Below are 12,057 nucleotides of genomic sequence, written 5' to 3' on the forward strand. Positions count from 1 at the left end.
CAAAGGGACTTCTGTTCCGAACCACTCTCTGGACCGTTGGTCAAGAGGAGACCATCACCGCTTAGCGCGGTGTGAGTTACACGTGGCCATCAAGTCACCTGCGGCTGGCGCGTTTCGGTGCCGCGCGCGACCGTCTCTCGTCCTTCAAATCACTCTCAGCACGCACCTGCGGTTTCGACCCGCGAACCTCAGTCCGACCAAGGATCACCTGGCATTCTCGGCTGCCAGACTCTTCTTTCACCGTGCTACTTACAGGAGGCCGCCCACAGGCGCGCCCCCGCGCCGTCGCTGTAGGGCGACGACGACGCGGGGGCGCTTCGGGGAACCATCAACTCGTCAGCCAATCAAACTTGATCATCTGAAGCCTCGCCGCAGGGGGGTTGACAGGTCCATCCACATCACTGGAACGTCACGGTGACGCCGTTCGTGAAGTTCGACGTCACCGTGCCACCCACGGAATCCCGGAACCACGCCTGGAAGTTCCAGGTATCGCCCGGCACGACAGAGACCGCGCCGAGCGGCTGAGGGAGGCTCATCAAGTTCACCGGCACGATCAGCTCGCCCGCCGTGCCGGTGTTCGCGATAATCCCGCTGACCGCCCGGCCGACGGCGCCCGCGAGGCAGAGGTTGCCCGCGCTACCACCCGGGTTCATCGCGAAGCCCTGGGTTCGGCTCACGATCACGAACGAGAACGCCAGCCGCGCAAGGTCCTCGCAGCGAAGCGTCAGGTCCATGTCCGCCACGATGGTGCTACCGACGGCGCGGATGGTGCCAGCGAGACCAGACGAGTTCACGGCTGCTGGGCCGCAGTAGCTCGTCCCGAGGTTGGGCCTCAGGTCGAAGACGTAGGCGCCGTTGAGCGTGGGGTCCGAGGGCGCGTCCGAGATGAGCTCGGCGATCAGATAGCGACCGTTGTCGCTCAGCGCGAACGTCTTGTCCGTGGACCCGATGGTCGTGATCGTGTTCCCGTAGAGCGTGGAGACGCCTTCCCGGATCAGGGGGGTCTGGTTGAAGAAGATCGCCGTATCCTGGCTGGTGTCCGGGTCGTCCCAGTCCCCGTACCAGAGCACGTCGGCTCGCTCCGTCAGGAAGACCGGCGTCAAGGTTCCGATGGCGGTCAACGTGAAGCCGCCCGGGATGTTCGGCGCAGGAGCGCCCTCCTGGGCGATGATCGTGGTGTCGTTGACCACGAGCACGTCGAGGACGAAAGAAGAATCGCGCCCTCCCTGGAACACGTGGTCACCGCGGTCGTTGAGGTCGACCTCGCAGCCACTGAGTGATCCGAAGACGCTACCGGACGGCGTGGTCATCGGATCGCCCTCACGCCAAAGGGGCGCCATTCCCCGGTACATCCAGCTGTCGTTCGCGGTGCTTCCGCCAGCCACGGTGTGATCGTCGTCGACGAACCAGAGCGCGACGCCGCTGTTGTTCAGCGCCTGCCGCCCGCGCGCCAGCGAGAAGCCCATCACGGGCGTCGGGTGTCCCGGAAGGGTCGCGCCATCGATGGCGAAGAGCTCTTCGGAGACGATCGCGCCAGCTGCATCGAGGGTCAGGAGCGCAAGACAGTCCCGCGACCCTTCGACCTTCCCGCCCACCAAGAGCTGCTGGCTATCGTTTGCCCACGCCTCGTCGATGGAGTCCCAGACCGACCCCGGTGCGACCCCGGGCGCCGTCATCGGAGTCACCCCTTCCTGGAGAAGCAAGGCGCCGTTCCAGTAGAGCAGCGAAGCCGTCCCGCCCGCAGGAAGAGTCGCGTCGAAAAGAACCATCAGGTCGCCGCTGTTCGCGAGGTGAGCCGTGTCCAAGAAGCTGAACGTCGCTCCCGCCGGTGACGGAATCCCAACGGGCGATCCCTGCTGGAACAGGACGGCACCGTTCATCAACACCACCTCGTCCTCGGCTCCAGGCGCGTCCGTATCGAGTCGAACGAGCCAGTCCGCCTGGTTGTTGATGAAGACGTCGTCGATGCGGGTACAGGCTCCGATCGAGCCCACCATGTCACCTTCCTGGACGAGCGTGATCTGGGCGTCCGAGGTGGTGACGAGCGACGCCAGACTGGCGATGACGATAGGACAGCGCCGAAAGGGAGATGGGTTCATGGAGCGTACGGAGCCAAGGGAATGAACGGAGTGAGGAGATATGAGAAGACCCCGCTGACCGGGCGCTGCTTGATCCTTCAAGCGATGCCTGGCCAGCGGGGTCCCTACCCGAAACAGGGCGTGATCAGTTGAACGTGATCGAGAGACCGTTCGTGAAGTTCGAGGTCGTCATGCCGCCCACCGCGTCGCGGTGCCAGGCCTGGAAGTTCCAGGTCTCGCCTGCGACCACGGCCACGGTGCCCATCGGCTGCGGGATCGCCGTCAAGTCGGCCACAGCGGTGATGCTGCCCGACGTGCCGGTGTTGAGGATCGAGCCACCGACGGCGCGACCGACCGCACCCGCGAGGCAGATGTTGCCTGAGCTGCCGCCGGGGTTCATCGCGAAGCCCTGGGTCTGGCTGACGATGAAGAAGCCGAACGCGAGGTTCGGAAGATCCGACGCGACGAGCGTCACGTCGTTGTCGGCGACCACGGAGCTGCCGAGAGCGATGAGGCTGCCCGAAACACCCGTGGAGTTCGGAACGGTGGTGCAGTACGAATCGCCGATGGTGGCGTCGATGTCGTAGAGGTAGACGCCGTTGAAGGTCGGGTCCGCTGCCGTGAGCGAGAAGAACTCGACGATGAGGTACTGACCGCTATCGCTGACGGCGAATCCCTTATCGGTCGCGGCGATCGTGTCGATGATGTCGCCGTTCATCGTCGTGGAGACACCTTCCTGGAAGAGCACGTCCTGGTTGATGAAGAGCGCGGTGTCGATGTCCGTATCCGGATCGTCCCAGTCGCCGTACCAGACCACGTTGCCAGCGTCGCTGAGGAACACACCGGACGTCGAACCGATCGAGGTGAGCGTCCATGCGCCGAGCGAAGCCGGAACCGGGGTACCTTCCTCCGCGATCAGGATCGAATCGTTGACCACCACGACGTCGTGGGTGAACGACGCGTCGAGGGCGCCCTGGTAGACGTAGTCGCCGAGGTTGTTGATGTTGAACTCGCTCGACGACTGGGTGCCGTAGATGCTGCCCGCGGGAATCGTCGTCGGATCTCCCTCGCGCCAGAGGGGCGCGTTGTCGAGATAGACCCAGCTGTCGTCGGCCGTGCTGCCACCGGCGACCGTGTGGTCGTCGTCGACGAACCACATGGTGGTGCCGTTGTCGTTCAGCGCGTTGCGGTAACGCGAGAGCGAGAGACCCTGAATCGGAACCGTGTGACCGGGAAGCGTGCTACCGTCGTCCGCCACGATGAGTTCTTCGCTGAGAACGGCGCCCGACGCGTCGAGGGTCATCTTCACGAGGACGTCGTAGCCGTTCGACCGTCCGCCGACCATGATCTGGTTGGCGTTGTTGGGCCAGATCTCCGTGATCGACTCCCAGAGGGAACCCGCGGGGAGTCCCACGGCGTTGATGCTCGAAACGTTCTGGCGAAGGAACAGCGCGCCGTTCCGGTAGACCGCCTGCTCCGAGCCGCCTGCCACCAGGCTGGCGGAGAAGAGGTAGTAGTGGTCCCCGTTGTCACACAGATTCGCCGAGTCGAGGAAGTTGAACGTCGAGCCGCCGAGGGCCGCGAGTCCCGTCGTCGTGCCTTGCTGGAAGACGAGCGCTCCGTTCGTGACGATGCACTCGTCGAAGTTGCTGTCGCCGGCATGGTCGACGCGGATGCACCAGTCGCCGAGGCTGTTCACCGCGACGTCGTCGATGCGCGAGCAGACCTCTCCGGGGACTCCAGGGATGGGATCCCCTTCCTCGATGAGCTTGATCTGGCCGAAGGAGAAGGGGGCGAGCGCCGCCATGCCGGTCAGTGCGGCCGCGAAGCGACGGAGTTGGCTGTGAGTCATCGTGTTCTTGAGGTCGTGAAGGAGAGAGGCGTGGAGCTCCGCACTTCGAACGAGTGAAGGCGTGGGCAGTCCAGGCACGTTTCCAGGAAACATTACCCCTTGATCCCTGGCCACTGAAATCCCGGCGACGAAGGCAACTTCCGGAGGCGGCGCGCATTCTTTACAGGAAACGTACCTCCATTTGAGACACGCGCGCGATATCCATCACTCATTCGAAGGCGATCGAGTACCCCTGGGTGAAGTTCGACGTCGCGCCGGGGTTCGCGTCGCGGTGCCAGCACTGGAAGTTCCAGGTCTGGCCGGGCTGGGCCGCGACCACCCCGTTGGGCTGGGGCAGTGCATTCAGGTCCACCTGGATACAGAGCGCGCCGCTGGTCCCGGTGCTGCCGAGCTGAGCCAGGAATCGCCCGGTGCTGGCCCCGACGCAGAGGTTGCCCTGCCCACCCCCCGCGCCGACGAGGTAGGCCTGCTGGGGCGAGACCACGAAGTAGCCGAACGCGTTGAGGGGAAGCTGATGTGCGCAGATCTCGAGGTCCTGGCGGCTCACCACGCTCGATCCGATGGCCATCATCGCGCCCGGCTGACCGGTCGAGTTCGCGGCGGCCACGCAGTAGCCGCTACCGACCGAGTCGAACCCGCTCAGCGTCAGATCGCTCAGCTCCAGCATCGGCAGGTTCCGCGCGAAGAGCGATCCGCCGGTCAGCTCATCGACGCCGACGGTCGGATTCTCTGGCGTGACCACCACGCGGTTGCAGCTGTACTGGCTTCCGTTGACGTCGACCAGCAGAGGACAGAGGTACGTGTTGTACCAGTGGCCGCCGATGTAGACGACGGCGCCCAACCAGCAGCAGAGCGGGTCCGCGTCGCAGTTGGGGGTCAGCAGTGGCCCGGCGCCCGTGCCAAGGCCTCCGAGGATCCCCGTCTCGACGGTCAGCAACGTCCCGTCGAGCCAGAACTCCATCGTGTAGCTGGTCGCACCGATCGAGGCGAAGTCCCACTCGTATTGCGCGGGACCGGCGGCGTTCTTCGAAACGTGAAGCGTCCCGATCGTCTGCCCGGCAACGCCTCCGACGACTCCGCGTGAGGTCATCACCAGTTCGGTACCGGGTGCTGGGAGCGCGCCGCTCGCGTTCCAGGGACCGAACTCCAGCTTCGCCTCCGCGGGCACGCCGGTGCCCGCTGCTGGCGGAAGGCGGAAGTCGACGCCGCTCCACTCCGAGGACCCGAGGTTCTCGAGCACGAGCGTGCCGGCAGGGGTCGCCGTCACACGGGTGTTTCCCGTGGCAGGTGCGAAGACGCTGGCCTTCCAGGGGAGGTCGGCGCTTTGGGCAAGCGCGGGTCCAAAGGAGGCGGTCGCGGAGCTCGCGGCGATCAGGAGAGCACGGGTGGAGAGGGAGAGAGTGCGATGAATCGGGGACATGGGGATCGCTCCTGGTGGTGCGGGGTGGAGTGGAGCTGGCCGAAGCGGCCGCGCGTCCGCCCCCAGATGCACCCTCCATCGCGCGGCGGACATCATTTCCGAAAAAGCCGCCTTGCTGGCGTGACCGCCGCGCCCCATGGCCAAAAAGTGCCCCTCGCTGGAGCGATGGATGTCCGCTCCGCGCCCACGAAGTCACCTGGTAGCAGGAAAGTCGGCCACGCCACCCGCGCGCGGCCGCGACGACCTCCGGCTTCCACTCTCACGCGCCCCCCATCCACATGAACCGTCTTCGGTCCGCCTCCATCGCCCTGCGACGCCTCCTGCAGGCGGTCTGCATCGGCTTCCTCCCGTTCGCCGTGGCGGCCTCCGCCACGAGCGCTCCCCAGATCGCCCTCCCATCGCACATCGGCGGCGTCCACGGGACCATCGGCGTCAGCGATCCTGGCGGCCCGCCGCCGAAGTACATCCCGCTCCCCGGGCACACGCTGATGCTGCGGGACAAGGTGACCGGCGTACTGGTCGACCAGGTCGTCAGCGACGTCTACGGGCGCTACTACTTCACCCCAAAGGCGCTCGGGACGTACGAGCTGAGCTGGCCGGCCGCGGCCGGCTGGGCCGCAGGCGTCTACCCGGACGACATCGTCATCGACAAGGGCACCGTCAACCCGAAGCTGATCCTGCTGACCCGCAGGCCCGGCTACTCCGTTGCGGTGGGAACGATCACCCTGAGCGACGGCTCCACTCCCGGCCTCGTCGACGAGTACTTCGGCATCGAGAGCACGCCCGACGTTCGCGTCGAGGCGGCTGGTGGAGCGCTCGTCTCCGGCCCCGTTCGAGCCAACGCGGACGGCACCTACGCGATCGCCTACCGCGCCAAGGGCGTCAGGCGCCTGCGGCTCCAGGCCACGATCGAAGGGACCGCGGCCGCCGTGGCCATCGGGATCCCCTTCGGCGGCATGTTGCGACGTGATCTGATGCTGCCGAACGCGCCGCCCGAGGTCACGAGCCTGCACCTCGCGAACGCGCTCGGCACGGGAGTGCGTCGCGCCGCCACCGGCGACGTCCTCGTCACCCAGGACGACGTCAGTGACCCGAACGGAGACCCTGTCAGCATCCTCTGGAAGGCTGGCCAGCCCTCGGCCGCGCCGCTCGTCACGCAGATCGGCAACCAGACCACCTGGACGATCCCGAACACGCCAGGTACCTCGAGGCTCTACGCCGTCGTCATGGACGGTCGCGGCGGCTACCGGAAGCGCTCGGTCTCGGTGACCATCAACAAGCCGATCGAGCTGTTCTCGGGCACGCTGCGCAACAAGACCACCGGCGACCCGATCCAGGGTGGCCGCGTCGACGTGAACGGGCGGCAGACCTTCAGTGAGGCGAACGGCTCCTGGTCGCTTCAGGTGCCCGTGGCCGACGACTACCTGATGAGCATCTACCACGCGGACTACGCTCTCGCGGGCATGCGGAGCGACCGCGGCAGCGTCGGGCGCGTATGGAACATGGTCCCGCGCAAGGCCGAGTGGATCGAACCGCGCCTCGAAAGCCGGATCATCGACGACCGCGTCGAACTCCAGCAGTCCGGGCGCCGCGGCGCCACGGTCGTGCTGCCCGCCGACACCATGGTCGACCCCGCAGGAAACCTGCCCCAGGGACCGCTGCGTGTTTCGCTCGCAACCCTCGATCTCGGCGACAACGAAGCGGTGGCCAACTGGGCCGCGCGGACGCCGCAGGGCATCACCGGCCTCATCTCCTACGGCGTGATCTCCATCGAGGTCACCGACAGCCAGGGCAGGGAGTACCAGGTACGGCCCGGCGGCGAGGCGCTCGTGTCGATCCCGATCATGGGACTGATGCCGGGCGACGAGATCCCCGAGGGCGCGCCCCAGGAGATCCCGATCTGGTCGTACATCGAGGAAGACGGGTTCTGGCGCGAGACCGGGCGCGCGACGCTCAACCGCGACCAGGCGCTCTACGAGGGCTTCGTCACCCATTTCTCCGAGATCAACCTCGACGTGACGGGCGCGGACTCTGCGATCCGCGTGCTCTGCGATCCAAGCCTGCTCGGCATGTACCTGCGCGTCAGCGATGTGCCTGGCGACGGGATCGATTACACCAACGTCAAGGAGGGGCCGCTGGACTCGCCGCTCAGCGTGATCTGGCTGGTACCGCCATCCCAGCTCGTGCGTCTGGAGGTCCTCACGGGCCCTGGCGGCACCGTGGTCTCGGACGTGGTGATCGACCGATTCGACAGCGCCAACCCGGCCGCTGGCCATATTCAGCAAACGAGCCCCGACGTGCTCGCCGGCCCGAGCAGCGTGCCGGTCTACCCGGCGTACCCCTACACCGACGCGCCCATCACGGTGACGATCAAGTGGCAGGCTGCGCCGAACCCTTTCTTCCTGCACTTCAAAGGCGTGGGCAACGCGGCCGACGCGACGGACTACTTCAACCTCATGAACGTCGCGGGGAACCGTGGCACGCTGGAGGACTGGTGGGCCACGAACGGATTCGGCATCGACGGCACGGTGACGCCGGGCGCCGGTGAGCAGTACGCGCGTACCTCTTTCGAGAACCACAACGACCTCGGCTCGGGGCGCGACATGCACCTCTATAGCCGGGCCGACGGCACCAAGGTCGCCTGGGTCCAGAACTACGGGGACTTCAACCAGGACCACGGCAACGCGGACCTGGCGGCGCTTCAATTCTTCGGCGGCGCGACGGTCTGCATGGAGTACAGCCCGATGGAGAACGCGAGCGGTGACTACGTGGACGCGTCGGGTGCCCTGGTGAACCCGGCGGATCCCGCGGCGGTCGAGGCCGCCTCGGTGACCAAGTTCTTCGTCTTCGCGGAGGCCGATACGCTCCCCGGCACGGAGTTCCAGATCTCGGCTGACCTCGATGGCTACGGGCAGAAGTTCGTCCCGAACCTCTGCCTCAACTGCCACGGTGGTTCGGCGAGCGCGCCGTACACAGGTCCCGGCGACGGCCAGCTGAACGCGTACTTCCGCGAGCTGGACTACGAGACCTACCATTTCCCGTTCGGCGCTCCTGGCCCGAGCGCGGCCGAGAAGGCGGCGTTCAAGACGCAGAACGAGATCGTCTACGGCTCAGGGTCTTCGCTGGTCTCCAGCGCGGCCATCAAGGAAGTGATCGACATCTGGTACCAGGGCGGAGCGCTGGACGTGGACCAGGACGACTGCATCCCGATCGTGGGCGGCGTCGACCCGGCGTCGATCCCCAGCGGATGGCACTACCCGGCCAACCTGGAGTTCGACAAGTTCTACTGCGACGTGATCGCCGAGTCCTGCCGGACGTGCCACGTGGCCCACGACGGCATCCCGTTCAACACGATCGCGAACTTCGACGACTCCGGCTTCATGGAGTTCTACCTGAACTACTACGTGAGCACGACACCGTCCACCGGGACGATGCCGCACGCGCTGATCACGTACCGGAACTTCTGGTTGTCGGAGTCGCCGTTCCGGCCGCAGTCGGTCCTGGACTTCCTGTTGAACAACAACCTGTAGGTCTCTGACACCGCCCCCTGTCGATCGCCGGTCGCCCGTCGATCGACAGGATCGATCGAGTATCGGTGATGGAGTCGTACGCCCTTCCCATGGCGTCGGCAACGATAGCGCTTCACCTACCGATCACGCTCATCGTCGCCAGGGGACCCTAGCAGCCTGTTGAGAAACAGCAATTTGTGGAGTAGTGGCGTCCGATTCCGAATCAAGGCGAAGTAACTTCCCCATGGTTGGATGCCATTTGGATAGTTGCTTCAACGCAGAGTCGGGATCGGACGGCGCTGCTCCGCGAATCGCTGTTCTTCAACAGGCTGCTAGCGGTACCGCCACGCCGACCAGCTCTATCTGGATCGTGCCGGCGTCGGCTCACTCCGGCAGTTCGAGCTGTACTTTCTGGGACGGCTCACCGTCTACGACCACGACCTGGCTGGTCGACCAGTTGTCGTCGCTCACTCCCCTGGCTTTCAAGGTGTAGGTGCCCGGGAGGATGGGGCCGAGATGCGTTCTGTTGTTCTGGAGGATCTCCTGGGCCAGCGCGCGTTGGTCTACGTCGAGAAGGCTCACGTAAATGCGGTCCGGTATCGACTCAGTGGTGGACACGGCCTCGACCTCGAGGAAGGTGCCGGTCTGGAGCACCAGGTCGCCGGCTGGCGCGGTCGTCATCACCGTGGCGCTCACCGAAACCCAGGGTGAGACTTGCGCCTGTTGCATCGCGCGGATCATGTACGTTCCAGGCCTCAGACCGCCGGCCAGAAAAACGCCCGATGAGTCCGCCTTCCAAAGGCTGTTGTCGAGCGGAGTGGGTCCCTGGAACTCGATCAATGCGCCTCCCACCGGAAGGCTTTCTGCGTCCAAGATCCTGCCGCTGACCGCTCCGGCAGCACTCAGCTGTAGCTCCACGTCGTCCAGGGAATCGCCGCCGTGCAGCTCCAACCCGGTCACCTCGGCGCTGCCGAGGAGCGGGTGCGTCGGCGCACCTAGCGGCTCGAACCTTCCCGCCGCGATGGGGATGGTCCTGGCCTTGAGCTTGTACGTACCACCTGGGAGCCCGAGGAACTCGAAGGTGCCGCCGGCCTTTGACTGCGCGGACTGCATCGTGGAACCTGCCCTCCCTTCGGAAGAGCTGCCGAAGGCCATGATCTCCATACCCTCCACCGGGGCTCCGTCAGCGTCGAGCAAGCGGCCGGAGAGACGCCCCGTTTCGAAAGAGATCGTGACGTCGTGGTTCTCGACCTGGGGGACCTCCACTTCTTCGAACACGGAACTTTCTCCGGCACTGATTTGAAAACGGTACGCACCCGCCTCGTCGAGGATGATCTCGAAGCGCCCGTCCTTGTCTGTCTTCGTCTTCTTGCCGAGGTAGCCGCGGCTTCGATCGGCGTGGCCAATGCTGATGCTGGCATGTGTCAGCGGCTCCGCATTCCTTCTCACCACACCCGTGACGCGCACGAAAGAATCCAGTCGGTCGGCGAACTGAACGACGGTCTGCTCACCTTCACGGACTTCGAGGGTGACCCTTTCACGGGGAATGACGGCGACCTGCTCTTCGTCCGAATTCACGTACAGGTTGTAGGCGCCCGGAGTCACATTCTCGAACAGCAGCGTGCCATCGCCCAGGGTCTTCGTGGTCCCCATGCTCATGGCGTTGCCGCGTGTCCTGCTGCCCGCCCAGTGCGTCAGCTGAAGCGAGATGCGGACGTCCGCTGCGGGCGCCCCGTGGATATCCAGGAGTCGCCCCACTACGGAGCCGCCGGTCGTCAGGACGATCTCGACGCGCTCCCCACCAGCCGCGGCTGCGACATCGAAGGGCTCGCTGGACCCTGTAGCGAAACCGTTCGCCTTGGCCACCAGGCGCACGAGCCCGTCGACGGTCGGCACGATGCTGACCAGACCCTCCGCGTTGGTCTTGGAGCCAGAGCGAAGCCACGCTCTCCCGGCCATCATCGCCTGCAGATCGAGCGTGGCGCCCTGAACCTGGACGGCGGCGCCTTCGATCGGGCTCCTCGCCGCGTCCATCACAAGCACCTCGATCGCAGCCTCTCCACTCTCTTCCACGGCCTCGGGCACTGGGGCAGTGGGTTCAGACATCGGCGGCAACTCCGCAGCCTGCGCCACTGGAGCTCGATCCGCCGTCGCCCCTTCCACCGGGAGAAGCGGCTTCCCATCGGACGAAGACGATGCGTCGGCCGCTGACTCGGGCCCCGCCGTCCTTGCGAAGAGCGGATCATCACCTGAACTCGCCTCCCCACCTGACCGAATGACGGTCCACAGGATGAGGGCCGAAGAGGCAACGACGACGACGGACAGGGCGAGCTTTCGCATGGGATGGATGGCGAGTTCTTGGGGAACGGGACAGGCGGAGCACGGCAACCCCATGATCATGGTGCCAAAGATCTCCGGTGATCGCGCAACTTCAGGGCACGACCCTTCGTACGCAGCACGCACCCAGCTACGACGACACGTCTTTGGCGGTACTGAACCGAACCCAAGGCCGCCACGCGCTGATCACGTACCGGAACTTCTGGCTGTCGGAGTCGCCGTTCCGGCCGCAGTCGGTTCTGAACTTCCTGCTGAACAACAACCTGTAGAACCTGTAGCCCCTCGACATCAACCCCTGTCGATCGCCGGTAGCCCGTCGATCGACAGGGTGTTCTTCTCTTTCCGGTATTCCCTGACCCCGGACTCCCCCTTGGCCTCGGCCCAGTCCACCAGGGTCGTCCGGTCCTTGACGTACTCCATGAAGGGCACCCCGTAGCCGCACGAGGTCGAGGTTCGCTCCACCTGAATCAGCAGGATCGATCGAACTCCGGCCAACGCGGGCAGCTTCGCCTGAAGATCTGCGAACCGCTCGTCGTCCGTCAGCACGACCTCACCCCGGCCATAGAGACGCACGATATTCGGCGATCCCTCGAACGCGCAGAACATCAGCGTGATGCGCCCGTTCTCTCGAACGTGGGCGATCGTCTCGGCGCCGCTTCCCGTCAGGTCCAGGTAAGCGACTTGCCGAGGCCCGAGGATCACGAGCGAATTCAGCCCCTTGGGAGAGAGGTTCACGTGCCCGCCGTCCCGGGGCGCCGTGGCGACGAAGAACAGAGGCTGCGCCTCGATAAAGGCGCGCATCTCCTCGGTGATGGACTCATAGGTTTTTCCCATGGCGTCCAAGCCTGCAGCGCTTCACCC

General features: G+C 65.5%; 7 protein-coding genes. 2 read left to right on the top strand and 5 right to left on the bottom strand.

The genetic code is table 11. The features are described 5' to 3' along the window. Positions 1-398: 398 nt before the first annotated feature. The 3 genes from Poly30_RS24530 to Poly30_RS24540 all read right to left on the bottom strand — a co-directional run bounded on the left by Poly30_RS24530 (position 399) and on the right by Poly30_RS24540 (position 5,350). The gene (locus Poly30_RS24530) at positions 399-2,099 is read right to left on the bottom strand and encodes a hypothetical protein (protein WP_145203853.1); all 1,701 of its coding nucleotides are present in this window, start codon (positions 2,097-2,099) and stop codon (positions 399-401) included. Positions 2,100-2,223: 124 nt separating this feature from the next. After that, entirely contained in the window at positions 2,224-3,930 is a 1,707-nt protein-coding gene (locus tag Poly30_RS24535) for a hypothetical protein (protein ID WP_145203855.1), read from the bottom strand. Between the two features lie 208 nt (positions 3,931-4,138). Then, positions 4,139-5,350 carry a hypothetical protein gene (locus Poly30_RS24540; protein WP_145203859.1) on the bottom strand — a complete coding sequence of 404 codons (1,212 nt, stop codon included), beginning with the start codon at positions 5,348-5,350 and terminating at the stop codon, positions 4,139-4,141. A gap of 278 nt (positions 5,351-5,628) precedes the next feature. Here Poly30_RS24540 and Poly30_RS24545 point away from each other — a divergent pair, with 278 nt between their 5' ends. Continuing rightward, the gene (locus Poly30_RS24545; RefSeq protein ID WP_145203862.1) at positions 5,629-8,880 is read left to right on the top strand and encodes a hypothetical protein; all 3,252 of its coding nucleotides are present in this window, start codon (positions 5,629-5,631) and stop codon (positions 8,878-8,880) included. A 363-nt stretch (positions 8,881-9,243) separates the two neighbouring features. Here the strand turns inward: Poly30_RS24545 and Poly30_RS24550 are convergent, their stop codons facing one another. Next, the gene (locus tag Poly30_RS24550) at positions 9,244-11,199 is read right to left on the bottom strand and encodes a carboxypeptidase regulatory-like domain-containing protein (RefSeq protein WP_419190623.1); all 1,956 of its coding nucleotides are present in this window, start codon (positions 11,197-11,199) and stop codon (positions 9,244-9,246) included. Positions 11,200-11,276: 77 nt separating this feature from the next. Between Poly30_RS24550 and Poly30_RS24555 the strand changes: the two genes are divergently transcribed. Continuing rightward, positions 11,277-11,465: a hypothetical protein gene (locus tag Poly30_RS24555; RefSeq protein WP_145203868.1), complete on the top strand. Its 189-nt coding sequence runs from the start codon at positions 11,277-11,279 to the stop codon at positions 11,463-11,465. Between the two features lie 19 nt (positions 11,466-11,484). Here the strand turns inward: Poly30_RS24555 and Poly30_RS24560 are convergent, their stop codons facing one another. Further along, positions 11,485-12,030 carry a pyridoxamine 5'-phosphate oxidase family protein gene (locus Poly30_RS24560; protein WP_145203871.1) on the bottom strand — a complete coding sequence of 182 codons (546 nt, stop codon included), beginning with the start codon at positions 12,028-12,030 and terminating at the stop codon, positions 11,485-11,487. Positions 12,031-12,057: the final 27 nt, after the last annotated feature.

The organism is Saltatorellus ferox (genome assembly GCA_007751475.1).
GTDB lineage: Bacteria > Planctomycetota > UBA1135 > UBA1135.